Source organism: Pseudomonas oryzihabitans NBRC 102199, assembly GCF_000730625.1.
GTDB classification, from domain to species: Bacteria; Pseudomonadota; Gammaproteobacteria; order Pseudomonadales; family Pseudomonadaceae; genus Chryseomonas; species Chryseomonas oryzihabitans.
The window spans coordinates 39,406-62,295 of record NZ_BBIT01000013.1 but is presented as its reverse complement, the minus strand read 5'-3'; the positions used below and the strand labels follow the sequence as shown (position 1 = coordinate 62,295).

The 22,890-nt window shown below is 67.8% G+C and carries 24 protein-coding genes and 1 tRNA gene; 14 read left to right on the top strand and 11 right to left on the bottom strand.

Going from position 1 to position 22,890, the window contains the following annotated elements:
* Nucleotides 1–88 precede the first annotated feature (88 nt).
* The 9 genes from POR01S_RS14050 to POR01S_RS14010 all read left to right on the top strand — a co-directional run bounded on the left by POR01S_RS14050 (nt 89) and on the right by POR01S_RS14010 (nt 7,949).
* Nucleotides 89–1,813 (top strand): tetratricopeptide repeat protein, encoded by a 1,725-nt coding sequence (locus POR01S_RS14050; protein ID WP_027602869.1) that lies wholly within the window; start codon nt 89–91, stop codon nt 1,811–1,813.
* On the top strand, nt 1,810–2,430 hold the full coding sequence (gene lolB, locus POR01S_RS14045) for a lipoprotein insertase outer membrane protein LolB (protein WP_037007293.1): 621 nt from the start codon (nt 1,810–1,812) through the stop codon (nt 2,428–2,430). The genes POR01S_RS14050 and lolB overlap by 4 nt, the downstream gene beginning before the upstream one ends.
* Nucleotides 2,427–3,287 carry a 4-(cytidine 5'-diphospho)-2-C-methyl-D-erythritol kinase gene (gene ispE, locus POR01S_RS14040; protein ID WP_042136570.1) on the top strand — a complete coding sequence of 287 codons (861 nt, stop codon included), beginning with the start codon at nt 2,427–2,429 and terminating at the stop codon, nt 3,285–3,287. The genes lolB and ispE overlap by 4 nt, the downstream gene beginning before the upstream one ends.
* A gap of 25 nt (nt 3,288–3,312) precedes the next feature.
* A tRNA-Gln gene (locus POR01S_RS14035) sits at nt 3,313–3,387 on the top strand.
* Nucleotides 3,388–3,428: 41 nt separating this feature from the next.
* Nucleotides 3,429–4,370 (top strand): ribose-phosphate pyrophosphokinase, encoded by a 942-nt coding sequence (locus POR01S_RS14030; RefSeq protein ID WP_007161553.1) that lies wholly within the window; start codon nt 3,429–3,431, stop codon nt 4,368–4,370.
* Between the two features lie 122 nt (nt 4,371–4,492).
* The gene (locus POR01S_RS14025) at nt 4,493–5,116 is read left to right on the top strand and encodes a 50S ribosomal protein L25/general stress protein Ctc (RefSeq protein ID WP_027602867.1); all 624 of its coding nucleotides are present in this window, start codon (nt 4,493–4,495) and stop codon (nt 5,114–5,116) included.
* A 34-nt stretch (nt 5,117–5,150) separates the two neighbouring features.
* Nucleotides 5,151–5,735: an aminoacyl-tRNA hydrolase gene (gene pth / locus POR01S_RS14020; protein ID WP_042136568.1), complete on the top strand. Its 585-nt coding sequence runs from the start codon at nt 5,151–5,153 to the stop codon at nt 5,733–5,735.
* A 42-nt stretch (nt 5,736–5,777) separates the two neighbouring features.
* Nucleotides 5,778–6,878: a redox-regulated ATPase YchF gene (ychF, locus tag POR01S_RS14015; RefSeq protein ID WP_007161550.1), complete on the top strand. Its 1,101-nt coding sequence runs from the start codon at nt 5,778–5,780 to the stop codon at nt 6,876–6,878.
* 159 nt (nt 6,879–7,037) lie between these two features.
* Nucleotides 7,038–7,949: a LysR family transcriptional regulator gene (locus tag POR01S_RS14010; RefSeq protein ID WP_027602865.1), complete on the top strand. Its 912-nt coding sequence runs from the start codon at nt 7,038–7,040 to the stop codon at nt 7,947–7,949.
* Here POR01S_RS14010 and POR01S_RS14005 read toward each other — a convergent pair.
* Both POR01S_RS14005 and POR01S_RS14000 read right to left on the bottom strand, forming a co-directional pair.
* The gene (locus POR01S_RS14005) at nt 7,922–8,359 is read right to left on the bottom strand and encodes a hypothetical protein (protein ID WP_042136566.1); all 438 of its coding nucleotides are present in this window, start codon (nt 8,357–8,359) and stop codon (nt 7,922–7,924) included. The genes POR01S_RS14010 and POR01S_RS14005 overlap by 28 nt on opposite strands.
* Nucleotides 8,360–8,465: 106 nt before the next feature.
* Nucleotides 8,466–9,653 carry an MFS transporter gene (locus POR01S_RS14000; protein ID WP_027602863.1) on the bottom strand — a complete coding sequence of 396 codons (1,188 nt, stop codon included), beginning with the start codon at nt 9,651–9,653 and terminating at the stop codon, nt 8,466–8,468.
* A 102-nt stretch (nt 9,654–9,755) separates the two neighbouring features.
* On the opposite strand from POR01S_RS14000, the gene POR01S_RS13995 reads away from it, so the two are divergent.
* Nucleotides 9,756–10,631, top strand: a complete 876-nt coding sequence (locus POR01S_RS13995; protein ID WP_042136563.1) for a LysR family transcriptional regulator — start codon at nt 9,756–9,758, stop codon at nt 10,629–10,631.
* 95 nt (nt 10,632–10,726) lie between these two features.
* A complete protein-coding gene (locus POR01S_RS13990) occupies nt 10,727–11,077 on the top strand; it encodes a VOC family protein (RefSeq protein ID WP_027602861.1) in 351 nt (116 codons plus the stop codon).
* A 453-nt stretch (nt 11,078–11,530) separates the two neighbouring features.
* Here POR01S_RS13990 and POR01S_RS13985 read toward each other — a convergent pair whose 3' ends face one another.
* The 8 genes from POR01S_RS13985 to POR01S_RS13950 all read right to left on the bottom strand — a co-directional run bounded on the left by POR01S_RS13985 (nt 11,531) and on the right by POR01S_RS13950 (nt 18,999).
* Complete coding sequence (locus POR01S_RS13985; RefSeq protein WP_042136561.1) at nt 11,531–11,899, bottom strand: hypothetical protein; 369 nt, start codon at nt 11,897–11,899, stop codon at nt 11,531–11,533.
* A gap of 104 nt (nt 11,900–12,003) precedes the next feature.
* Nucleotides 12,004–12,912 (bottom strand): LysR family transcriptional regulator, encoded by a 909-nt coding sequence (locus POR01S_RS13980; RefSeq protein WP_027602859.1) that lies wholly within the window; start codon nt 12,910–12,912, stop codon nt 12,004–12,006.
* A gap of 53 nt (nt 12,913–12,965) precedes the next feature.
* Nucleotides 12,966–13,589: an isochorismate family cysteine hydrolase YcaC gene (gene ycaC, locus POR01S_RS13975; protein ID WP_042136560.1), complete on the bottom strand. Its 624-nt coding sequence runs from the start codon at nt 13,587–13,589 to the stop codon at nt 12,966–12,968.
* A 42-nt stretch (nt 13,590–13,631) separates the two neighbouring features.
* The gene (locus POR01S_RS13970) at nt 13,632–15,227 is read right to left on the bottom strand and encodes an MFS transporter (protein ID WP_042136558.1); all 1,596 of its coding nucleotides are present in this window, start codon (nt 15,225–15,227) and stop codon (nt 13,632–13,634) included.
* A gap of 11 nt (nt 15,228–15,238) precedes the next feature.
* The gene (locus POR01S_RS13965) at nt 15,239–17,080 is read right to left on the bottom strand and encodes an amidohydrolase (protein WP_042136556.1); all 1,842 of its coding nucleotides are present in this window, start codon (nt 17,078–17,080) and stop codon (nt 15,239–15,241) included.
* A gap of 52 nt (nt 17,081–17,132) precedes the next feature.
* Nucleotides 17,133–17,951: an alpha/beta fold hydrolase gene (locus POR01S_RS13960; protein WP_042136554.1), complete on the bottom strand. Its 819-nt coding sequence runs from the start codon at nt 17,949–17,951 to the stop codon at nt 17,133–17,135.
* Entirely contained in the window at nt 17,948–18,577 is a 630-nt protein-coding gene (locus POR01S_RS13955; protein WP_042136552.1) for an antibiotic biosynthesis monooxygenase, read from the bottom strand. The genes POR01S_RS13960 and POR01S_RS13955 overlap by 4 nt, the downstream gene beginning before the upstream one ends.
* Nucleotides 18,574–18,999, bottom strand: a complete 426-nt coding sequence (locus POR01S_RS13950) for a DoxX family protein (protein WP_027599156.1) — start codon at nt 18,997–18,999, stop codon at nt 18,574–18,576. The genes POR01S_RS13955 and POR01S_RS13950 overlap by 4 nt, the downstream gene beginning before the upstream one ends.
* Nucleotides 19,000–19,294: 295 nt before the next feature.
* Between POR01S_RS13950 and POR01S_RS13945 the strand changes: the two genes are divergently transcribed.
* Nucleotides 19,295–19,705, top strand: a complete 411-nt coding sequence (locus POR01S_RS13945) for a DoxX family protein (RefSeq protein WP_042136548.1) — start codon at nt 19,295–19,297, stop codon at nt 19,703–19,705.
* Nucleotides 19,706–19,742: 37 nt separating this feature from the next.
* Here POR01S_RS13945 and POR01S_RS13940 read toward each other — a convergent pair whose 3' ends face one another.
* A complete protein-coding gene (locus POR01S_RS13940) occupies nt 19,743–20,663 on the bottom strand; it encodes a LysR family transcriptional regulator (RefSeq protein ID WP_042136547.1) in 921 nt (306 codons plus the stop codon).
* Nucleotides 20,664–20,760: 97 nt separating this feature from the next.
* On the opposite strand from POR01S_RS13940, the gene POR01S_RS13935 reads away from it, so the two are divergent.
* Together POR01S_RS13935 and POR01S_RS13930 are read left to right on the top strand one after the other, a co-directional pair.
* Nucleotides 20,761–21,987 (top strand): MFS transporter, encoded by a 1,227-nt coding sequence (locus POR01S_RS13935; protein ID WP_042136545.1) that lies wholly within the window; start codon nt 20,761–20,763, stop codon nt 21,985–21,987.
* 159 nt (nt 21,988–22,146) lie between these two features.
* Nucleotides 22,147–22,869 (top strand): pirin family protein, encoded by a 723-nt coding sequence (locus tag POR01S_RS13930; protein ID WP_027602851.1) that lies wholly within the window; start codon nt 22,147–22,149, stop codon nt 22,867–22,869.
* Nucleotides 22,870–22,890 lie beyond the last annotated feature (21 nt).

Sequence of the window (22,890 nt, the reverse complement as noted above, 5' to 3'; positions counted from 1 at the left end):
TTCTCGGCCCGCCGCTCCGCATGTGCGACGCGGCCACGGCGACTCTTGTGGCATGATGGACCGACTGTAAAAAGGCCGCCCTGACCCTATGACCAGATACCTCGCGCTGCTGACGACCGCCCTGCTGCTCGCCGGCTGCCAGAACCTCGGCCGGCAGCCGACGCCCGCCGCCGCCATCCCGCCGCCCACCGCCAAGACCAGTACGCCGCAACCGGCCGGCTCCTTTCGCGAAGACACCCTCTATGACCTGCTGGTCGGCGAGCTGGCCGGTCAGCGCAACCGTTTCGACATCGCCCTGACCAACTATGTCGAGCAGGCTAAGTCGACCCAGGACCCAGGGGTCGCCGAGCGCGCCTTCCGCATCGCCGAATACCTGGGCGCCGATACCCCGGCGCTGGAAACCGCACAGATCTGGGCGCGCAACGCCCCCGACAACCTGGATGCCCAGCGCGCCGCCGCCATCATGCTGGCCCGCGCCGGGCGCTACGACGAATCCATGGCCTATATGGAGCGCGTGCTCCAGGGCCAGGGCGACACCCACTTCGATTTCCTCGCCCTGTCCGCGGCGGAAACCGACGAGACCACCCGCGCCGGGCTGCTCAAGAGCTTCGATCGACTGCTGGCCAAATATCCGCGCAACGGCCAGCTGCTGTTCGGCAAGGCGCTGCTCTTGCAGCAGGACGGCCGCGCCGACGAGGCGCTGAAACTGCTGGAGCGCAATCCGGCGGCCAAGCGCGAAGTCGCCCCGCTGCTCCTGCGCGCGCGCCTGCTGCAGAGCCAGGACCGCAGCGCCGAGGCCCTGCCGCTGCTCGAAGCCGGCATCCGCCAGCACCCGGAAGATCGCCGCCTGCGCCTGGCCCATGCCCGGCTGCTGGTGGAGCTGGATCGCCTGGACCAGGCCAAGCGCGAATTCGCCGAGCTGGTCACCCAGTTCCCGGACGACGACGACCTCAGATTCTCCCTGGCGCTGGTCTGCCTGGAAGCCCAGGCCTGGCGCGAAGCCCAGATCTATCTCAAGGAACTGCTCGAGCGCGGCAGCCATGTGGACGCCGCGCACCTCAACCTGGGGCGCAGCTACGAAGAACTCGACCAGCCCGAACAGGCGCTGGCCGAATACGCCCAGGTCGGACCGGGCACCGACTACCTGGCCGCCCAGCAGCGCCAGGCGGAAATCCTGCTGGGCAGTGGGCGCATCGCCGAGGCCCGTCAGCGCCTGGCCGACGCCCGCAAGCGCCAGAGCGAATACGCCGTGCCGCTCTATCTGCTGGAAGTCGAAGGCCTGGCCAGTGCCGACCAGACCGCCCTCGCCGACCAGACCGTGCAGCAGGCCTTGCAGCAGTATCCCAACGACCTGAATCTGCTCTATGTCCGCTCCATGCTGGCGGAAAAGCGCGGTGATCTCGGTCAGCTGGAAGCCGATCTGCGCTATATCATCGCCCACGACCCCGACAACGCCATGGCGCTCAACGCCCTCGGCTACACCCTGGCCGATCGCACTCCGCGACTGGCCGAGGCGCGCCAGCTGATCGACAAGGCGCACCAGCTGAGTCCGGACGATCCGGCGATCCTCGACAGCATGGGCTGGATCCGCTATCGCCAGGGCCAGCTGGCCGACGCCGAACGCTATCTGCGCCAGGCCTACGAACGCTTCCCCGATGCCGAGGTGGCGGCCCACCTGGGCGAGGTGCTCTGGGCCCAGGGCAAGCGCAGCGAAGCGCGCAAGGTCTGGCGCGTGGGCCTCGACGCCGACGCCGATGACGCCATCCTGCGCAGTACCCTCAAACGCCTGACTGGAAGCGAAACCCTCCGATGATCCGCCTGCGTACCCTCTTCACCCTGTTGCTGCTCGCCCTGCTGGCCGGTTGCGCCAGCACCTCTCGCCAGGAGGCCGTGGAAGGCCAGGGCAACGCCGCCCAGTGGCAGGCCCATAAAAAACGTATTGCCGCCCTCGACGGTTGGCAGATCGACGGCAAGGTCGGCATCCGCGCGCCGCGCGATTCCGGCAGCGGCACCCTGTTCTGGCTGCAACGCCAGGACTACTACGACATCCGTCTGGCCGGCCCCCTGGGGCGCGGCGCCACCCGCCTCACCGGGCGTCCGGGCGCCGTCACCCTCGACGTCTCCGGCCAGGGCAGCTATCAGGCCGATTCCCCCGAGGCCCTGCTGGAACAGCAACTCGGCTGGCGCCTGCCGGTGTCGCACCTGCTCTGGTGGGTGCGCGGCCTGCCGGCCCCGGACAGCCGCAGCCAGCTGACCCTGGACGCCGACAGCCACCTGGCGCGCCTGGTGCAGGACGGCTGGACCGTGGAATACACCCGCTACACCGAGCAGAACGGCTACACCCTGCCCGAGCGTCTCAAGCTCACCGGCAAGGACCTGGAAGTCATCCTGGTGGTGAAGACCTGGCAGCCGCGCGAGCTGGGCAAATGACCCCAGCGCCCGCCTTCACCCTGCCGGCGCCGGCCAAGCTCAATCTGTTCCTGCACATCCTCGGGCGCCGCGCGGACGGGTATCACGAACTGCAGACGCTGTTTCAGTTTCTCGACTGGGGCGACGATCTGGGCTTTGCCGGACGCGACGACGGCGAATTGCAGCTGCACGACGGCCTGCCGGGCGTCGCCCCCGAGCAGAATCTCATCCTGCGCGCCGCCCGGTTGCTGCAGCAGGAAAGCGGTACCCGGCAGGGCGCCGATCTCTGGCTGACCAAGCGGCTGCCCATGGGCGGCGGCATCGGCGGAGGCAGTTCGGATGCCGCCACCACCCTGCTCGGCCTAAATCACCTCTGGGGTCTGGGCGCCAGCCTCGACGACCTGGCGGCCCTGGGACTGCGCCTGGGCGCCGACGTACCGGTGTTCGTCCGCGGCCAGGCCGCCTTCGCCGAGGGCGTGGGCGAAAAGCTCACCCCGGTCGCACCGCCGGAACCCTGGTATCTCGTGGCCGTGCCGCAAGTCTCTGTAAGTACAGCAGAAATTTTTTCAGATCCGCTGTTGACACGGGACACTCCCGCCATTAAAGTTTGCGCCGTTCTCAAGTGGTCAGGTCGAAACGACTGCCAGAGTACGGTCGAAAGGCGTTACCCAGAAATTCGTAACGCTTTGATCTTGCTAAACAAATTTGTTTCAGCTAGATTAACCGGCACTGGAGGTTGCATATTTGGAAGCTTTCCAAATAAGACCGAAGCTGATACAGTAGCAAGCCAGCTACCAGCATCACTTCCAGGCTTCGTAGCCAAAGGCAGCAACACTTCCATGTTGCACCGGGCGCTAGCAAGTCTGACCAGAGAATGAGTACAGCTAGTACTCTGCAAGATACAGGGGCGTCGCCAAGCGGTAAGGCAGCAGGTTTTGATCCTGCCATGCGTTGGTTCGAATCCAGCCGCCCCTGCCATTTTCCTTCCAAGACCCACCTCAAGCCGCAGGAACTGCAGCGTGTCCAAGATGATGGTCTTCACGGGGAACGCCAACCCCGATCTGGCACGGCGCATCGTGCGCCAGCTGCACATCCCTCTCGGTGACGTCTCCGTCGGAAAATTCTCCGATGGCGAGATCAGCGTCGAAATCAACGAGAACGTTCGGGGCAAGGATGTCTTCATCATCCAGCCCACCTGCGAGCCGACCAACGACAACCTGATGGAACTGGTGGTGATGGCCGACGCCTTCCGCCGCTCCTCGGCCACTCGTATCACCGCAGTCATCCCCTATTTCGGCTATGCGCGCCAGGATCGCCGTCCGCGTTCCGCGCGCGTCGCCATCACCGCCAAGGTCGTGGCCGACATGCTGACCGTGGTGGGCATCAATCGGGTGCTCACCGTCGATCTGCACGCCGACCAGATCCAGGGTTTCTTCGATATTCCCGTGGACAACATCTACGGCTCCCCCGCCCTGGTGGATGACATCGAAGACCAGCGTTTCGAAAATCTGATGATCGTCTCCCCGGACATCGGCGGCGTGGTGCGTGCGCGTGCCGTGGCCAAGAGCCTGGGTGTGGACCTGGCGATCATCGATAAGCGTCGTCCCAAGGCCAACCAGTCGGAAGTGATGCACATCATCGGTGACATCCAGGACCGCACCTGCGTGCTGGTCGACGACATGGTCGATACCGCCGGCACCCTGTGCCACGCGGCCAAGGCCCTGAAGGAACACGGCGCCGCCAAGGTCCTGGCCTACTGCACCCACCCGGTGCTGTCGGGTCGGGCCATCGAGAACATCGACAACTCCGTGCTGGACGAGCTGGTGGTGACCAACACCATTCCGCTTTCCGCCGCGGCTCAGGCCTGCAGCCGTATCCGCCAACTGGACATCGCGCCGGTGGTGGCCGAGGCGGTACGCCGGATCAGCAACGAAGAATCCATCAGCGCGATGTTCCGTTAAGGAACAGCCGCTCTGGAAGCGCCCCGGAAGGCCGTGACGGTCTACCGGGGCTTTTTAGTCGGTAGGGCCGTAGAACTGGTCGCAAGTCTCGGTCTGCCGATTCCTTATCCTGGAGATTCACAATGGTTGATTTCACTCTGAATGCCGAAGTGCGTTCCGACCTGGGGAAAGGTGCGAGCCGCCGCCTGCGTCGTAATGCCGGTAACGTTCCCGCCGTGATCTACGGTGGCGACAAGGCTCCGACCTCCATCACCCTGGTCGGCAAAGACCTGGCCAAGATGCTGGAAAGCGAAGCCGCTTTCGCCAGCGTCATCACCCTGAAGGTCGGTGGCAGCAACGAAAGCGTCCTGGTCAAGGCCCTGCAGCGTCATCCCTCCAAGGGCTACGTCATGCACGCTGACTTCCTGCGCGTCATCGCCGGCCAGAAGCTGACCGCCCACGTCCCCCTGCACTTCATGAACCAGGAAACCTCCGTGGGCGTGAAGCAGCAAGGTGGCGAGATCCTGCACACCATCAACGAAGTCGAAGTTTCCTGCCTGCCGAAAGACCTGCCGGAATTCATCGAAGTCGACATGGCCAAGGTCGAGCTGGACCAGATCGTTCACCTGAGCGACCTGAACGTCCCGGCTGGCGTCGAGCTGGTGTCCCTGGCCCACGGCAGCGATCTGCCGGTTGCCAGCATCCACATGCCGCGCATCCGTGAAGAAGCTGCTGACGGCGCTGCCGAAGAAGGCGCTGCCGAGTAAGTTCTCGCACGCCTGAAAGAGAAGGGCTCCTGACATGACTGCCGTCCAACTGATCGTCGGCCTGGGTAATCCGGGCCCCGAATACGACCAGACCCGGCACAATGCAGGGGCCCTTTTCGTTGAGCGGCTGGCAGCCGCCCAGGGCGCGAGCCTGGCTGTCGACCGCAAGTATCACGGCCTCGTGGGGCGTTTTCGCCACGCGGGCAACGATGTTCGTCTGCTCATCCCCACCACCTACATGAACCGCAGCGGCCAGGCCGTGGCGGCGCTCGCCGGCTTTTTCCGCATCCCGCCGGCGGCCATCCTGGTGGCCCATGACGAACTCGACCTGCCACCCGGCACCGCACGCCTCAAGACCGGCGGCGGCCACGGCGGGCACAACGGGCTGCGCGACATCATCGCCCAGCTCGGCAATCAGAACGGCTTCCAGCGCCTGCGCCTGGGCATCGGCCATCCGGGCCATGCCAGCCTGGTTTCCAACTTCGTGCTGGGCCGCGCACCGCGCAGCGAGCAGGACCTGCTCGACACCAGCATCGAGGCCGCCCTGGAGGTGGTACCGGCGCTGCTGGACGGCGAGCTGACCCGCGCCATGCAACGCCTGCACAGCCGCAAGGCCTGACCTACCCTACCCTCTTCCTTTTCTTCCGCGAGGACACACACCATGGGATTCAATTGCGGCATCGTCGGCCTGCCCAACGTCGGCAAGTCCACCCTGTTCAATGCCCTGACCCAATCCGGTATCGCGGCGGAAAACTTCCCCTTCTGCACCATCGAGCCCAACAGCGGCATCGTGCCCATGCCCGATGCGCGACTGAACGCCCTGGCGGAGATCGTCAAACCCGAGCGGGTGATCCCCACCACCATGGAATTCGTCGACATCGCCGGCCTGGTGGCGGGTGCCTCCAAGGGTGAAGGCCTGGGCAACAAGTTTCTCGCCAACATCCGCGAGACCGATGCCATCGCCCACGTGGTGCGCTGCTTCGAAGACGAGAACGTCATCCACGTGGCCAACTCGGTGGACCCCAAGCGGGACATCGAGGTGATCGACCTGGAGCTGATCTTCGCCGACCTCGACAGCTGCGAAAAGCAGCTGCAGCGCGTGACCCGCAACGCCAAGGGCGGTGACAAGGAAGCCCTGGCGCAAAAGGCCCTGCTGGAACAGCTGATTCCCCACTTCGAGGCCGGCAAGCCCGCCCGCAGCCTGATGAAGGGCCTGGACGAGGAGCAGAAGCGCCTGGTGCGCAGCTTCCACCTGCTGACCAGCAAGCCGGTGATGTACATCGCCAACGTCGCCGAAGACGGCTTCGAGAACAACCCGCACCTGGACGTGGTCCGTGCCATCGCCGAAGAAGAAGGCGCCGTGGTGGTGCCGGTGTGCAACAAGATCGAGGCGGAAATCGCCGAACTGGACGACGACGAGGAAAAGCAGATGTTCCTCGAATCCATGGGCATGGAAGAGCCGGGCCTGAACCGGGTGATCCGCGCCGGCTACGAACTGCTCAACCTGCAGACCTACTTCACCGCCGGGGTGAAGGAAGTCCGCGCCTGGACCGTCCGCGTCGGCGCCACCGCGCCCCAGTCGGCCGCCGCCATCCACACCGACTTCGAAAAGGGCTTCATCCGCGCCGAAGTGGTGGCCTATGACGACTTCATCGCCTTCAAGGGCGAGAACGGCGCCAAGGAAGCCGGCAAGTGGCGCCTGGAAGGCAAGGACTACATCGTCAAGGACGGTGATGTCATGCACTTCCGCTTCAACGTCTAAGCGACGGCCAAGGCCAGAGCCCCCTCCCCACCGCAAGGTGGCGAGGGGGTTTTCTTTGCGCGCTCGCCAGCGGCCTGGCTGACACTGGACGCCAGGCGATTTGGCACAATGACGGCGATTCAACCGTCGTCAAACGTCTCCCGCTGCCTGGATGCCGCCATGAATTTCGAAGACCTGCGCCTGTTCGTCACCACCCTGAACGAGGGCAGCTTCACCGCCGCCGCCGACAAGCTGGGGCTGTCCAAGCAATTCGTCAGCCGGCGGACCATGGCACTGGAGGAAAGCCTGGGGGTGCGGCTGCTCAATCGCACCACGCGACGCCTGCAGGCGACCGAACTGGGAATGCTGCTCTATGAGCGGGCGGTCAAGATCCTCGAAGACGTCAACGACACCGAGGAATTGCTCTCCAGCCGGCGGACGGTGCCCCAGGGGGTGCTGCGGGTCAGTGCGCCGATGACCTTTGGCACCCTGCACCTGAGTCCCCTGCTGCCGGATTTTCTTTCAGCCTATCCGCAGATCCGCCTGGAGCTGGATCTCAATGACCGGGCGGTGGATCTGCTGGCGGAGGGCTATGACATGTCGATCCGTATCGGCACTCTGGCCGACTCCAGTCTGATCGCCAAGCGGCTGACCGAGATGCAACTGGTGACCTGTGCCAGTCCGGATTATCTACAAAAGGCGCCGCCGCTGCTGCAGCCGGAGGATCTGGCCGAGCACAGCTGTCTGCTCTATGGCCATGGTCGCCAGGTGGAATGGCGCTTCCAGCGTGGGGGCAAACCGCTGGTGCTGCCCATGCAGGGTCAGCTCCGGGCCAACAACGGAGAGGTGGTGCGGGATGCGGCCATCGCCGGTCAGGGCATCGCGGTGCTGCCGACCTTCATCATCGGCGCGGCGCTGGCCTCAGGGGCGCTGGTACAGGTGCTGGAAGACTTCGCCCTGCCCAGCGCGGCGGTCTATGCGGTCTATCCCCAACATCGTCAGTCGGCGCGCATCGTCCAGCTGTTCTCGGACTATCTGCGCGACCGGCTGACGGTTCAGCCGACTCACGCCGCGGCGCCGCGGGTCGGTTGACGCTGGGGCCACTGCTGCAGGGTCCGCTCGGCGCCGTCGGCGGCCAGGCGTTGGCCGTCCAGGCGCTGCTGCTGGCGCTGGATCGAGGGCTGCAGACTGCGCTCGGCGCCGTTTTCAGCCAGGGCACGGCGCGGGTCGAGACGCTGTTGCTGGCGCTGGATCGAGGGTTGCAGGCTGCGATCGGCACCGTTTTCGGCCAGGGCACGGCGCGGGTCGAGACGCTGTTGCTGGCGCTGGATCGACGGCTGCAGACTGCGATCGGCGCCGTTTTCAGCCAGAGTACGATCCTGCTGCTGGTGCTTTTCAATCAGCGAACCCAGGGGGCGCAGGGCGCTTTCCTCGGCCTGGGCGGATTGGGCGATGGCGGTGGTGAGCAGGGTGGCGGCGAAGAGGGCGGTGAGGGCTTTCATGGCGAGTACCTGTGTCGGGTGGGTGTGGACTCATTGTCGCCAGCCCACCCCGCGCCTAGAAATCGTCCCTCGGGATAGCGATCATCGACCGCGCTGATGATGGCGTTCAGGCCCGCGCCTGACGCTGCCGCATGAGGAACAGGCCCCAGACCGCCAGCGCCGTGGCCGCCAGCAGGCACCCGGCCAGGCTCACGCCGGTCCAGCCGAAGTGTTCGTAGAGTCGCGCCGACAGCAACGAACCCAGGGAGCCGCCGAGGAAGTAGCCGGTCATGTAACCGGCGTTGAGGCGGCTGCGCGCTTCCGGGCGCAGCCGATAGACCACGTTCTGGTTGCTCACGTGGCTGAGCTGCACGGCGAGATCCAGCACCAGGATGCCGACCAGCAGCGCCGCCAGCGACTGCTGGGCGAAGGCCAGGGGTAGCCAGGCCAGGGTCAGGGAGGCCAGGCCGATGCTGGTGGCGAGACTGCCCTTGCCCTGGTCGGCCATGCGTCCGGCCAGGTTGGCGGCCAGGGCGCCCACGGCGCCGGCGAGACCGAACAGGCCGATGGTGCCGTCGCTGAAGCCATAGGGTTCGGCGGCGAGCAGAAAGGCCAGCGGCGTCCAGAACACCGCGAAGACGGCGAAGCCCAGGCACCCCAGCAGGGTGCGCAGCCGGTGCAGGGGCTCGTCGCGCAAGAGCTCGAACACCGACCCCAGCAGCCGCGGATAGCTCAGGCCCGCCGACTGCTGATAGCGCGGCAGCGCCAGGCGCAGGGCCAGGGCGGTGGCCAGCATCAGACCGGCCGCCACGGCATAGACAGTGCGCCAGTCGCCCAGGGACGAGAGCGCTCCGGCCACGGTGCGGGCCAGCAGGATGCCGAGGATGAGGCCGCTCATCACCGTGCCCACCGCCCTGCCCCGCTGCTCCGGCGCGGCCAGGGTCGCGGCGAAGGGCACCAGCACCTGGGCCACCACCGAGAAGAGCCCGGTCATGGCGGTGCCCAGCAGCAGCCAGGTCAGACTGGTGGCGGTGGCGCTCAGGGCCAGGCCGGCGGCGGCGATCACGCTCATGGTGACGATCAGTCGCCGGCGTTCCAGCAGGTCGCCCAGGGGCACCAGCAGCAGGAGTCCGGCGGCGTAGCTGAGCTGGGCGGTGGTGACGATGCTGCCGGCCTGGGTGTAGCTGAGGTCGAAGCGCTGGGCGATGGTGTGCAGCAGCGGTTGGTTGTAGTAATTGCTGGCCACGGCGATGCCGGTGGCGACGGCCATGAGCAGGGTCAGCCAGCGGCTGAGAGGAGGCGTGGGGTTCGACATCCGCGGGGTCCGGCAAGAGAGGGGCTGGCCAGTATCGGACAACGGCAGCTATCGGTTAAATGAATCGTTAAGATGGCTTTGATCTCATTTCAAGATAGCACCATGAATCTCAAGCAGCTGGAATTCGCCGTCGCCCTGGCCGAGGAGCGCCACTTCACCCGCGCCGCCGAGCGTTGCCATGTAGTGCAGTCGGCGCTCAGTCACCAAATCGCCCGCCTGGAAGCCGAGCTGGGCGCCACCCTGTTCGAGCGCCTGCCGCGCCAGGTGCGCATTACCCCCTCCGGCGAAGCCTTGCTGGTCCATGCGCGCCAGGCGCTGGCGGCGGTGGAGCGCTTGCAGCAGGACGTGGCCGCCGCGGTCGGCGCCATTCGCGGCACCCTGACGCTGGGCCTGATCTCCTCGGTGCCGCGCCTGGATATCGTCGACTTGCTGGCCACCTTCCATGCCCGTCATCCCCAGGTGGACATCCGCCTGCGCCAGGACAAGAGCGAGACGCTGCTGGCGGCGGTGCGCGAGCGGCAACTGGATTTCGCGCTGATCGGGCTGTCGCGCCAGGTGGCCCTGGAAGCGGTGGACAGCCGCCTGCTGCTCAGCGAGGAACTGGTGGCGGTGCTGCCCGCCGCGCACGGCCTGGCGGGGCGAGAAAGGCTGTCGCTGCACGAGCTGGTGGATCTGCCGCTGGTGGACCTGCCCGCGGGCAGCGGCGCGCGGCGGCAAACCGACGAGGCCTTCGCCGCTCTGGGCCTGCCCCATCGGGTGCGTTTCGAGACGGGCAACATGCAGTTGCTGGAGCGCTTCGTCCGCCGCGGCCTGGCGATCGGCCTGGTGCCCCAGAGTATCGCCAGCACCTTTGCCGGCCTGGCCCGGGTGCCGGTCAGCGATGCGCCCCAGCGTAACGTCCACGCCATCTGGTCGCCCCTGCCGACGCCGGCGACCCGGGAATTTCTCAAGGTACTGGAAGAGGCGCTGGCGGATTAGCTGTCGCGCATCGGTCGGCCGCCGCGAGACGCGAGTGACAGCCTGGCAGCGGCCCTTGCTAAGCTGTCAGGCCCGTACCGCCGGAGATTTCAGCCATGCAGATCACGCGCATCGTACCGAACATCGCCACCGCGCAATTGGCCGCCGCCAAGGTCTTCTACGGTGAGCTGCTGGGGCTGACGCTGGCTATGGACCATGGCTGGATCCTGACCTTCGTCGGCGCCGGCCAGACCACTCCCCAGGTCAGCTTCGCGATGGAAGGTGGCTCGGGCACGCCGGTGCCGGAGTTGTCGCTGGAGGTCGATGACCTGGACGAGGTCTTGCGTCGATTGGAGGGCGCGGGCTACGTGCCGGAGTACGGTCCGGTGATGGAGCCCTGGGGCGTGAGACGCTTCTTTGTCCGCGATCCTGGTGGGAGGCTGTTGAATTTCCTGGAGCATGTTTGAGGAATGACCGCCGGGTGGTCCGCCGGTACGGCCGCGCCTAAAAGCCCGCGCAGAAACGTAGCCTGGAAAACGGCGCGGCCTTTTCAAAGGGGTGACGTTGTTGCGCGGGGAGCGCCCTCACCCCAACCCTCTCCCAGAGGGAGAGGGGGCTAGCCGTGCAGGCGTTCAGCTCTATTTGAACCGTAGCCTGGAAAACGGCGCAGCCTTTTCCGGGGGTGGCGCCGTTGCGCGGGGAGCGCCCTCACCCCAACCCTCTCCCGGAGGGAGAGGGGGCTAGCCGTGCAGGCGCTCAGCTCTATTTGAACCGTAGCTTGGAAAACGGCGCAGCCTTTTCCAGGGGTGAGGTCGTTGTGCGGGGCGTACCCTCACCCCAGCCCTCTCCCGGAGGGAGAGGGAGTTATTCGAGCCGGTGTTCAGCCGTGGCAGGACGCTCGACGGCCTGCGGAGCTACCCTCAGCCCTCGCTGACCGGCTGCTGGCGCACGAAGTTGCCCACCCGCCAGGCCAGCTGTTCGCCCTGGCACTGCACCAGCAGGTTGCGCACCGGGTAGGACTGGCCGGCGACGCTGGCTTCGGCCTGGGCTTCGCTGGCGCCGTCCAGGTGGTTGCGGGCGAGAACCTGATAGCTGCCGGTGGGGCAGCGCGCCGCGGCTTCGCCCGCGCAGCCGGACCAGCTGCCGAAGACCCCGTTGCACTGCACCAGGTAGGCCGTGCTGCCATCCCTGAGGTAGGCGTTGTGGGAGCTGGCGCAGCCGGCCAGCAGGGCGAGGAAGCCGGCGCAGGCCAGCAGGCGGAGGGTATTACGAAGGGCGGCGAGATTCATGGGAGTGGCTCCAAACAATATGGAGCCATCCTAAGAAGCCAACCCCCTCCCCCATAAATCGTACCGGCGGATAGCGCTTATCGACGACGCTGATGGCCGCGGCGCTAGGGGTTCTCGCCCATGAATCTGATGATCTCGCCGCGCAGCCAGCGCTCGCCCGGGTCCTGGTCCTGGGCCGCGCGCCAGACCAACGACAGCTTGGCCGGGACGATGGGAAACGGCGGTTCCTCGAGGCGCAGACTGCCACCGGCGGCCAGCGCCCGGGCGGCGTAGTCGGGCACCGTGGCGAGCAATTCGCTACCGGCCAGCAGGGCGCCGAGGCCGTTGAAGTGGGGGACGCCCAGGGCCACCTTGCGACTGCGGCCGAGGCGCGCCAGGTCGTCGTCGATGTTGCCGCAGAGATCGCCGGACATGGACACCAGCACATGGGGCCGGGCGCAGTAGTCGTCCAGCGTCAGGGGCGCGGGATCGCGGTCGGCGCGGACCACCAGGGCGCGGATGTGCCTCAGGGTGCGGCACTTGGCGTTGGCCGGCAGCTGGGTGGTGTAGCTGATGCCCAGGGACACCTCGCCACTGGCCAGCAGCCCGGGCAGGAGCAGGAAGTTGGCGTTGCGCACCACCAGCACGCAGTGCGGCGCCACCTCGCGCAGATGGGCCAGCAGCGGCGGCAGCAGGCCGCACTCGACGTCGTCGGACATGCCCAGGCGAAACACCGCGCGACTTGCGCCGGGGTCGAAGTCGTCGACCTCGCTCAAGGCATTGGACAGGCCGTCCAGGGCCGGACGCAACCGTTCGAGAATGGCCAGGGCGCGCGGCGTGGGCTCCATGGCGCGACCGCTGCGCACCAGCAGGGGATCGTCGAAGAACTGTCGCAGGCGCACCAGGGCGGCGCTGATGGCCGGCTGGCCAAGAAAGAGCTTTTCCGCGGTGCGGGTGAGGTTGCGCTCGTGCATCAGGCTTTCGAACACCACCAGCAGGTGCAGGTCGATGCGGCGCAGGTCGTTGCGGTTCACGGCATCCCTCCGCGAAGGTCAGGCGCCGGGAGAGGCGCCTGACTTCGTTTACCTTACTTGGCGGCCAGCTTGGCGTAGCTGGTCATCAGGTTGCGGTAGTTGGGGATGTGGTTGGACAGCAGCGCGCCCAGGCCCTCGATGTCGTTGCGCCAGTCGCGGTGCAGTTCGCAGGCCACGCTGAACCAGTTCATCAGCTGCACGCCGGCGGCGCTCATGCGTGCCCAGGCGGCCTGCTGCACGGTCTTGTCGAAGGTGCCGGAGGCATCGGTCACCACGAAGACGTCGAAGCCTTCGGCGATGGCGGCCAGCGCCGGGAAGGCCACGCAGACGTCGGTCACCACGCCGGCGATGATCAGCTGCTTGCGGCCGGTGGCCTTGATGGCGGCGACGAAGTCTTCGTTGTCCCAGGCGTTGATCTGGCCGGGACGGGCGATGTACGGCGCCTCGGGGAACAGCTCGATCAGCTCGGGCACCAGCGGTCCGTTGGGGCCCTGCTCGAAGCTGGTGGTGAGGATGGTGGGCAGACCAAAGAACTTGGCGCTGTTGGCCAGAGCCAGGACGTTGTTCTTGAAGTCGCTGGGGGTGAAATCCTGCACCAGGGAGATCAGACCGGCCTGGTGGTCGATCAGCAGGACGACGGCATCGTTCTTGTCGAGACGGTTGTAGGGCTTGCTCATGGTGGAGTCCTCGGGGGGTGGTTGATGAGGTAACGGGCTGCGCTAGGCGCCGCCCAGGAGATGGCGGATGGCGATGGGTACGCCGGGGGTCTGGTACTGCCGCGCCGCCGCTTCCAGGCGCTGTTCGCCCTGGGTGACGCGGTGGTGGTGGCGCAGGTGTTCCAGCCAGGATTCGTCGCAGAAGAATTCCTGCCAGCGGCGCGGCTCGGCGCTGTCCTGCAGCAGCGCCCAGGAGAAGGCGCCGTTGCGCCGGCGCATGGCGCCCACCGCCTGCATGGCCTGGCGAAAGGCCGGGCCGTGCTCGGGGGCGATGTCGTATTCCAGGGTGACCATCACCGGGCCGCGCTCGCGGTCCAGGGAGTCGTCGAGGATGGGCGCCGGCCAGTGCAGCGAAGGCGCGATGTCCGCCGCCGGGGTGACCGGCAGGCGCAGGCGCCAGGTCAGCCCGATGCCGGCCAGCAGCACCCCGGCCGCCGCGCTCAGCGCCACGCTCAGGGAGAAATGACTGGCCAGGGCGCCCCAGAGGAAGCCGCCCAGGGCGCTGGTGCCGAAGAACACCAGGATATAGACGGCCAGGGCGCGGGCGCGCACCCAGGCGGGTACGGCGGTCTGGGCGGCCACCTGCAGGCTGGAGAGCACGGCGATCCAGGCCAGGCCGCTGGCCAGCATCACCGGCAACAGCCAGGCGAAGTCGCGGATCCAGGCCAGGCCGAGCAGGACCAGCGCATAGAGGGCACTGGCGCCGGCCACCAGCAGGTCGCTGGAGAGTCTTTCACGCAGGCGCGGCAGGAGCATGGCGCCGCCGATGGCGCCCAGGCCGACACAGCCGAGCAGGATGCCGAAATCCAGGGCGGTGCCCTGCAGGGCCTGGCGTACCAGCAGGGGCAGCAGGGCCATGCCGGCACTGGCGCCGAGGAAAAACGCGGCGGTCCGGGCCAGCACCACCTGCAGCTGGAGCGAGCTGCGGGCATAGCGGAAGCCGACCCGGACGGCGCCCAGCAGGCGCTCCGCGGGCAGCACGGCGGCTGCAGGTTGGCGTCGCCAGGTCAGGAGCGCGACGATCACGGCAAAAAAGGAGACGGCATTGAGGGCGAAGGTCAGCCAGGGACCGGCCAGGCTGACCAGCACCCCGGCCAGGGCCGGGCCGAGGGCGCGGGCCACGTTCATGCCCAGGCTGGACAGGGCGATGGCAGCGGGCAACTCGCTCTTGTCGACCAGCTCGGGGGTCAGCGCCGACCAGGCCGGCAGCATCAGCGCGGTGCCCACGCCCATGGCCAGGGTCAGGCCCAGCAGCAGCGGTACGGTCATCCAGCCGGCCAGGGTCAGGCCGGCCAGGGCCAGGGCCACCGCGGCCATCCACAGCTGCACGCCGAGCAGATAGCGGCGCCGGTCGACGATGTCGGCCAGGGCGCCGGCCGGCAGCGCCAGTAGGAACATCGGCAACGCCCCCGCCACCTGCACCAGGGCCACCGCCAGGGGGCTGGCGGACAGCGAGGTCATCAGCCAGCCGGCGCCCACCTCGTGCATCCAGGTACCGATGTTGGAGGCGATGCTGGCCAGCCACAACCAGCGAAAGGTGCGCTGGCGCAGCGGCTGCCAGGGCGAGGCGGCGTTGGGAGTCACGGCGGCGGCGGTCATGGCGGCGCTCCTCAGAAGCTGAAGCAGGAGCAGCCGAAGGCGCCCCAGAAGCCACTGAAGTCGCTCACCGGCACCCGGCTCTGGCGCGCCCGCTCATGGCCGTGGCCATGCACGGCACAGGCACCGGCGCACTGATGCACGGCGGCCTGCAGGGGCGCACCGGGTTTCCAGTGACCGGGCACCTTGACCACCGGCGACCAGTCCGGGGTGACCGGCAAGGGCGGCGGACCCAGACGATCGAATTCCTCGGCGCCATGGACGATGCGGCCACCAACCACGGTGAGCACCGACTCCAGGTGCTTGATGGCCTCTTCCTCGACCGTGAAGAAGTCCGCCGAGAGCACCGCCACGTCGGCCAGCTGGCCCACCCGCAGCTGGCCCTTCTTGCCCTGCTCCGAGGAGAACCAGGCGCTGCCTTGGGTGAACAGCTGCAGCGCGGTGGCCCGTGGCAGACCTTCCTGATAGAGCGCGAGACCGCCGACGGTACGACCACTGACCAGCCAGTACAGCGAGGTCCAGGGGTTGTAGCTGGAGACGCGGGTGGCGTCGGTCCCCGCACCCACCGGCACGCCTTCGGCCAGCATCCGCTGGATCGGCGGGGTCTGCTCGGCCGCCTGGGCGCCATAGCGGTCGACGAAGTATTCGCCCTGGAAGGCCATGCGGTCCTGGATGGCGATGCCGCCGCCGAGCGCCTTGACCCGCTCGATGTTGCGCGGGCTGATGGTCTCGGCGTGGTCGAAGAACCAGGGCAGGCCGTTGAAGGGCACGTCGCGGTTGACCCTCTCGAAGACGTCGAGCATCCGCGAGATGGATTCGTCGTAGGTGGCGTGCAGGCGGAACGGCCAGCGCTGCTCCACCAGGTGGCGCACCACGGGTTCCAGATCGGCTTCCATGGTGGGCGGCAGGTCCGGGCGCGGTTCGAGGAAGTCCTCGAAGTCGGCCGCCGAGAAGGCCAGCATCTCGCCGGCGCCGTTGTGGCGGAGGAAGTCGGTGCCCTGGTGCAGGGTGACGCTGCTGGTCCAGTTCTTGAAGTCGGTCAGCTCTTCCTTGGGCCGCTGGGTGAAGAGGTTGTAGGCGATGCGCACGGTGAGCTGGTCGGCGTCGGCCAGTTCCTGGATCACCTGATAGTCGTCCGGGTAGTTCTGGAAGCCGCCGCCGGCGTCGATGGCGCTGGTCAGCCCCAGGCGATTGAGTTCGCGCATGAACTGGCGGGTGGAATTGACCTGGTATTCCAGCGGCAGCTTGGGCCCCTTGGCCAGGGTGGCGTAGAGGATCATGGCGTTGGGCCGGGCGATGAGCATGCCGGTGGGCTCGCCGCGGGCATCGCGCTGGATCTCGCCGCCTGGCGGATTGGGCGTGTCCCTGGTGTAGCCCACGACCCGCAGGGCGGCGCGATTGAGCAGCGCCCGGTCGTAGAGGTGGAGAATGAACACCGGGGTGTCCGGCGCCGCCTGGTTGAGTTCGTCCAGGGTCGGCAGGCGGCGCTCGGCGAACTGGAATTCGTTCCAGCCGCCCACCACCCGCACCCACTGGGGCGCCGGGGTGCGCTCGGCCTGGTCCTTGAGCATGCGCAGGGCATCCGCCAGCGAGGGCACGCCCTCCCAGCGCAGCTCCAGGTTGTAGTTGAGACCGCCGCGGATCAGGTGCAGGTGGGAGTCGTTGAGGCCGGGAATGGCGCGGCGCCCGCGCAGGTCGACCACCTGGGTGGCAGGGCCGCGATAGGCCATGACGTCGCTGTCACTGCCCACGGCGATAAAGACGCCGTCCCTGATGGCGACCGCGGTCGCTTCGGGGCGCTCGGGATCGACGGTGTGGAGCTTGCCGTTGTGCAGGATCAGATCGGCGTGTTGCATGTGGCCTCCGGGACCAGGGTCAGAAGCCCGGGCGCAGGGCGCCCGGGAAGGTTCAGCGGGCGACGAAGGCCAGCAGGTCGCGGTTCAGTTGCTCGGCGTGGGTCACCGCGAAGCCGTGGGGTGCGCCGGCGTACACCTTGAGTTCGGCGCCGCGGATCAGCTCGGCGGCGAGCTTGCCGGTGGTTTCGAAGGGCACCACCTGGTCGGCGTCGCCGTGGATCACCAGGGTGGGTACGTCGACCTTGGCCATGTCCGGGCGGAAGTCGGTTTCCGAGAAGGCGGTGACGCAGTCCAGGGTGCCCTTCAGCGACGCCAGCAAGGCGATGTTGAGGGTCTGGGTGAAGACGCCTGCGGAGACCTCCTGGCCCTTGTTGGTGCCATAGAAGACCGGGGCGAAGTCGGCGAGGAACTGGGCGCGGTCCTTGAGCAGACCACCACGGATACCGTCGAAGACGCCCTGGTCGACGCCCTGGGGGAAATCCGGCTTCTGCCCGAACAGCGGGGTGACGGCGCCGAGCAGCGCCAGCTTGGCGACCCGCGCCGAACCGTGGCGCGCCAGGTAGCGGCTGACGTCGCCACCGCCCATGGAGAAGCCCACCAGGGTGACGTCGCGCAGATCCAGGTGCTCGATCAGCTCCTTGATGTCGTCGGCGAAGGTGTCGTAGTCGTAGCCGTTCCACGGCTGGCCGGAGCGCCCGAAACCGCGGCGGTCGAAGGCGATGGCGCGATAGCCGTTGGCGGCCAGATGGTGCATCTGGTAGTCCCACATATCGGCGTCAAGCGGCCAGCCGTGGCTGAACAGCACGGGCTTGCCGCTGCCCCAGTCCTTGAAATAGATCTCGACGCCGTCGCGGGTGGTAAAGGTGCTCATGGTTGTTCGCCTCTAGCGGTGGGGGGAGTGGAAAAGGCGCCCGAGCGGGCGTTGAGCCAGGGCGCGCACAGGCGGCTCACCCTCGGCATGATCAGGAACACCACCAGCGGCACGATGCACAGTGTGATCAGCAGGTTGCTGGGCACCGGTCCGGCCAGCAGCGGATAGCGCGCGAACAGCGGCTGCCACAGCGGCGGGATCAGCATCGTCAGGGGCGCGATGACCAGGTAGGTGAGCACCGCCTGCTTCCAGGCCGGTGGCGGACGCACGCCGGGGCGTGGCGGCTTGAACCAGAATTCGGCGTCGGCATGCACCTCGGGCGCATCGGCCTCGCGCAGCAGCGGCGCCACCTCGGCGATCAGCGCCTGGCGCTCCGGCGAGGCCAGCCAGGCCTGCAGTTGGTCGACGTCGGCGAAGCGCACCAGGGTGGTGAAGGCGGCGCCCTCCTCGGCCGGCGGGATGACGTCCACACCGAGGTGACCGCAGGCCGCGCGGGCGACGCTGACGGCGCGCTGCAACCAGCGCTGATAGGCCTGGTGCTGGCCGGCCAGGGGCTGGTGGCGGATCACCAGGGTGACGATGCGGCCGTGCGCCTGGTGCAGGTCCTGCCCGAGCGCGGTGCTCATGACAGGGCCCTGGCGAATCCGCCCTGGGCGGCGTGACGCCTGGCCAGCCGCGCCTCCAGCGAGTAGCGACCCGGTCCGGTGAGTGCCAGGGTGCCGAACAGCACCAGCAGCAGCCAGCCGAACTGACCCTCTTCCAGCGACCACTGCGGATGCACCACCAGCAGGGCGATCAGCAGCAGCCCCAGGATCGGCAGGCAGGCCAGGCGCGTCGCCCAGCCGAGGGCGATCAATAGCGGGCAGAGCACCTCGGCGAAGACGGCGAAACCCAGGGTCGGCCAGGCACCCAGGTGCAGCGGGTCCTCGATCAGGCCGAGCTGCTGGCGGAAATGCAGCGCCTTGGGCAGGCCGTGTACCGCCAGGAGCAGTCCGGCGCCACCCAGGCGCAGGAACAAGAGTCCCAGATCCAGTCGCGTCTCGCGCATGGCCATCCTCCTGGTGAAAGAGTCGGCTGCGAGAAAAGCCCCGCGCCGTCGATGGGGCGGACTTTCGCCCGGACGCTGGGGAGCGGCCTTGGACGTCTGTGCTGGTTTTTGTACGCCTGTGCTGTGGCGTGCAGGTGAAAGGATTCAGGTCACAACAGCGGCCTGAACGTGCCGAACAGTCAACTCATGCGTGACGGTAAAACGCCGACCAGCTACTTAATCGATTTCAAGGTGGACAGTAATCTGCGCCCATCGCATCCAAGCCGGATGCCAGACCTTTAAAGGACAGCTGACGATGAACACCACCCAAGCCCTCACCGCCACCACCGGCCGCCTGCTGCTCGCCAGCCTCTTCCTGTTCAGTGGCGTGGGCAAACTGCTCGCCCCGGCCGCCACCAAGGGCTACATCGCCGCCATGGGCCTGCCTTTCCCGGACCTCGCCTACCTGGGCGCCCTGGTGGTGGAGCTGGGCCTCGCCAGCCTGCTGCTGATCGGCTATCGCACCCGGCCGGTGGCCCTGGCCATGGCCGCCTTCACCCTGGTCACCGCCCTGGTGTTCCACAGCCACTTCGCCGACCAGAATCAGTTGATCCACTTCCTCAAGAACGTCGCCATCGCCGGGGGCCTGCTGCAGGTGGCGGCCTTCGGCGCCGGGGCCCTGAGCCTGGATGGCCGGCGACCGCTGCGGGCGGCCCGGCTGGCCTGATCGCCCTCGCTCGTTGCGCCCGCCTGGATCCTTGGGTTCAGGCGGGCGCCGTCACATCCAGCATCCTGGCGCAGGCCTCGCGCACCAGCTCGAGGAACAGACGCAACCGCGCCGGATAGACCCGGGCGTAGGGATAGATGAGATAGATCGGCAGGGGCGCGGCCTGCCATTCGGGGAGCAGATGCACCAGGCGCCCCGTGGCGACGTCCTCGCGTACCATCCAGTGCGACAGCGCCGCGCAGCCCAGCCCCCGCACCGCGGCATGCCGGGCGACGAAGAGACTCTCGGTGGCCAGCCGCGCCCGCAAGGGGATCAGCCGGCTTTCGCCAGAAGAACCCAGCTGCAGGCGCAATTCGGTCTGGTAGAACTGGGTCATGGCGATCCAGGGCAGCGCCGTCAGCTCCTCGGGTGCCCTCAGCGTGCCTGCCAGGTCCGGCGCCGCCACCAGGATGCGCTGGACATCGCCCAGGCGCACCGCCACGGTGTCCGGATCCTCCACCGCCCCCACCCGAATCGCGCAGTCGACGCCATCGGCGACGAAATTCGGTGCCCGGTCGCTGAGCACCCAGTCCACCTGCATGCCCGGATAGCGCCGCAGATAGGTCTCCAGCGGATCGAGCAACTGCTCCTGGCCGAAGGCATGGGGCATCACCACCCGCAGCCGTCCCTCGGGCTCGGCATGGGCGCCGTGCAGGGCGGCGGCGAAGGCCTGCCAGTCGCCGAGCAGTTGCTGGGCCTGGCGATAGCAGCGCTGACCATCCTCGGTCAGCCGCAGGGCGTGGGTCGAACGCTGCACCAGACGCACCTGCAGCGCCGCTTCCAGTGCCTGCAGCCGTCGGCTGACGGTGGGCTGGGTGGTGCCGAGCTGGCGCGCGGCCGCCGACAGACTGCCGGCCTCGACGATGCGGACGAAGGTCTCCAGCAGGTCGAGACGGTCGTGGGAAAAGGTACTGTTCATACGGCCTACGTATACCCCCTGTACCTGGCGTTCGGCTACAGGTAGCGACAGCTCTGGTCGAGAATGCGCTCATCGTCTTCCCACCGGATGAACCGCCATGACCGATATTCCACTCCCGCATAGCCCGACCTCAGCGCACCGTACCGGCCTGTCCCCTGCCCTGCTCGGCCTGCTGGCCACCGGCGCCGGCCTCAGCGTGGCCAACCTCTATTACAGCCAACCCCTGCTGGGCACCCTGGCCACTGCCCTGCCCGCGCCCGCTGCCGACGTCGGGCTGATACCCACCCTCACCCAGCTCGGCTATGCCCTGGGTCTGCTGCTGCTCGCACCTCTGGGTGATCGCTTCGACCGCCGTCGCATCATCCTGGCCAAATTGGCCGTACTGCTGCTGGCGCTGCTGGGCGCCAGCCTGGCGCCCGGGCTGCACGGGCTGCTGCTGGCCAGCCTGGTGACCGGGCTGGCCGCCACCGTGGCCCAGGACCTGGTGCCCGCCGCCGCGACCCTGGCGCCGCCGGCCGAGCGCGGACGCATCGTCGGCACGGTGATGACCGGCCTGCTGCTGGGCATCCTGCTGTCCCGGGTGGTCAGCGGCCTGGTGGGCGAGTGGCTTGGCTGGCGGGCGGTCTATCTGTTCGCCGCCCTGAGCATCGCCGCCATCGGCGTGGCGGTCTGGCGCGGCCTGCCCGCCTTCGCCGCCACCACCCAACTCAGCTATCCGGCCCTGCTCGGCTCCCTGGGCGCGCTCTGGCGCCGCCATGCCGCCCTGCGCCGGGCGACCCTGGCGCAAGCCCTGCTGTCGGTCGGCTTCAGCGCCTTCTGGTCGACCCTCGCCCTCTATCTGCACGCCGGGCCCTTCCAGCTGGGCAGCGCCGCCGCCGGCGCCTTCGGCCTGGCCGGTGCCGCCGGTGCCCTGGCCGCGCCCTGGGCCGGCCGCCTGGCGGATCGCCATGGCTCGGAGTGGGTAACGCGGCTGGGCATCGGCCTGGCGGCCCTGGCCTTCGCCAGCCTGCTCCTGCTGCCCTGGCTACCAGGCGTGACCGGTCTGGTGCTGCTGGCGCTGGCGACGGTGGTCTTCGACCTGGGCGTCCAGGCCACCCTGATCGCCCACCAGGCCCAGGTCTACGGCCTGGAACCCGAGGCGCGCAGCCGACTCAACGCGGTGCTCTTCACCGGCATGTTCATCGGCATGGCCAGCGGTGCGGCCCTGGGCAGTCTGCTGCTGGCCCGGCTGGGCTGGAATGGCGTCGCCGGCCTGGCGCTGGCCACCGCCCTGCTGGCCCTGGCGGTACGGCTCTGGCCTGGCCGTCCGCGCCCGGTTCGGTGATCGCGGACCAGGATCTGACGCCACCCAGCCCGAGACATCGTCAACCAGGATAGGACGACCATTCTCCTCCCAGCCCGTTAATCAAACCGCAGCGCCACAGTAGGATGACTTCCATGGCGTCGGTACAGACCGCGCCCCCTTCAGACAAGGAGCCTCATCATGCTGGCCATTCGTAAAGCTTCCGATCGCGGCGCCGCCAACCACGGCTGGCTCAAGTCCTTCCACACCTTTTCCTTCGCCAGCTACCGCAATCCGGCGGAACAGGGCTTTTCCGACCTGCTGGTGATCAACGACGACACCGTGACCGGGGGCCAGGGCTTCGGCGAGCACCCGCATCGCGACATGGAGATCTTCTCCTATGTGCTCGAAGGCGCCCTGGAGCACCAGGACAGCCTGGGCACCGGCTCGGTGATCCGCCCCGGTGACGTCCAGCTGATGAGCGCCGGCAGCGGCGTCAGCCACAGCGAGTACAACCACTCCGCAAGCGAGCGGGTGCACTTTCTGCAGATCTGGATCGTGCCCAACGTGCGCCGCGCCGAACCGCGCTACCAGCAGCAGCACTTCAGCGCCGAGGCCAAGCGTGGTCGCCTGGCCCTGATCATCTCGCCGGACGGCGCCGAGGGTTCGCTGGAAGTGCGCCAGGACGCCCGCGTCTACGCCGGGCTGTTCGACGGCAGCGAGAGCGCCCGCCTGCAACTGGCCCCCGAGCGCCATGCCTATGTGCACGTCGCCCGCGGCAGCCTGGAGCTGAACGGCGTCCTGCTGCAGGCCGGTGACGGCGCAAGGCTGCGCGGCGAGCGCGAGCTGCAACTGGCCCACGGCACCGACGCCGAGGTGCTGGTGTTCGATCTGCGGCCCAACGAACTGCCGCAAATGCCCTGACCCTGTCTGCGCCTAGGTAGT

Bases quoted from the DNA above. Each gene is read 5' to 3' on its own strand.
- POR01S_RS14050 (WP_027602869.1), top strand. From the start codon at position 89: ATGACCAGATACCTCGCGCTGCTGACGACCGCCCTGCTGCTCGCCGGC.
- lolB (WP_037007293.1), top strand. From the start codon at position 1,810: ATGATCCGCCTGCGTACCCTCTTCACCCTGTTGCTGCTCGCCCTGCTG.
- ispE (WP_042136570.1), top strand. From the start codon at position 2,427: ATGACCCCAGCGCCCGCCTTCACCCTGCCGGCGCCGGCCAAGCTCAAT.
- POR01S_RS14025 (WP_027602867.1), top strand. From the start codon at position 4,493: ATGGTTGATTTCACTCTGAATGCCGAAGTGCGTTCCGACCTGGGGAAA.
- pth (WP_042136568.1), top strand. From the start codon at position 5,151: ATGACTGCCGTCCAACTGATCGTCGGCCTGGGTAATCCGGGCCCCGAA.
- ychF (WP_007161550.1), top strand. From the start codon at position 5,778: ATGGGATTCAATTGCGGCATCGTCGGCCTGCCCAACGTCGGCAAGTCC.
- POR01S_RS14010 (WP_027602865.1), top strand. From the start codon at position 7,038: ATGAATTTCGAAGACCTGCGCCTGTTCGTCACCACCCTGAACGAGGGC.
- POR01S_RS14005 (WP_042136566.1), bottom strand. From the start codon at position 8,359: ATGAAAGCCCTCACCGCCCTCTTCGCCGCCACCCTGCTCACCACCGCC.
- POR01S_RS14000 (WP_027602863.1), bottom strand. From the start codon at position 9,653: ATGTCGAACCCCACGCCTCCTCTCAGCCGCTGGCTGACCCTGCTCATG.
- POR01S_RS13995 (WP_042136563.1), top strand. From the start codon at position 9,756: ATGAATCTCAAGCAGCTGGAATTCGCCGTCGCCCTGGCCGAGGAGCGC.
- POR01S_RS13990 (WP_027602861.1), top strand. From the start codon at position 10,727: ATGCAGATCACGCGCATCGTACCGAACATCGCCACCGCGCAATTGGCC.
- POR01S_RS13985 (WP_042136561.1), bottom strand. From the start codon at position 11,899: ATGAATCTCGCCGCCCTTCGTAATACCCTCCGCCTGCTGGCCTGCGCC.
- ycaC (WP_042136560.1), bottom strand. From the start codon at position 13,589: ATGAGCAAGCCCTACAACCGTCTCGACAAGAACGATGCCGTCGTCCTG.
- POR01S_RS13970 (WP_042136558.1), bottom strand. From the start codon at position 15,227: ATGACCGCCGCCGCCGTGACTCCCAACGCCGCCTCGCCCTGGCAGCCG.
- POR01S_RS13965 (WP_042136556.1), bottom strand. From the start codon at position 17,080: ATGCAACACGCCGATCTGATCCTGCACAACGGCAAGCTCCACACCGTC.
- POR01S_RS13960 (WP_042136554.1), bottom strand. From the start codon at position 17,951: ATGAGCACCTTTACCACCCGCGACGGCGTCGAGATCTATTTCAAGGAC.
- POR01S_RS13955 (WP_042136552.1), bottom strand. From the start codon at position 18,577: ATGAGCACCGCGCTCGGGCAGGACCTGCACCAGGCGCACGGCCGCATC.
- POR01S_RS13950 (WP_027599156.1), bottom strand. From the start codon at position 18,999: ATGCGCGAGACGCGACTGGATCTGGGACTCTTGTTCCTGCGCCTGGGT.
- POR01S_RS13945 (WP_042136548.1), top strand. From the start codon at position 19,295: ATGAACACCACCCAAGCCCTCACCGCCACCACCGGCCGCCTGCTGCTC.
- POR01S_RS13940 (WP_042136547.1), bottom strand. From the start codon at position 20,663: ATGAACAGTACCTTTTCCCACGACCGTCTCGACCTGCTGGAGACCTTC.
- POR01S_RS13935 (WP_042136545.1), top strand. From the start codon at position 20,761: ATGACCGATATTCCACTCCCGCATAGCCCGACCTCAGCGCACCGTACC.
- POR01S_RS13930 (WP_027602851.1), top strand. From the start codon at position 22,147: ATGCTGGCCATTCGTAAAGCTTCCGATCGCGGCGCCGCCAACCACGGC.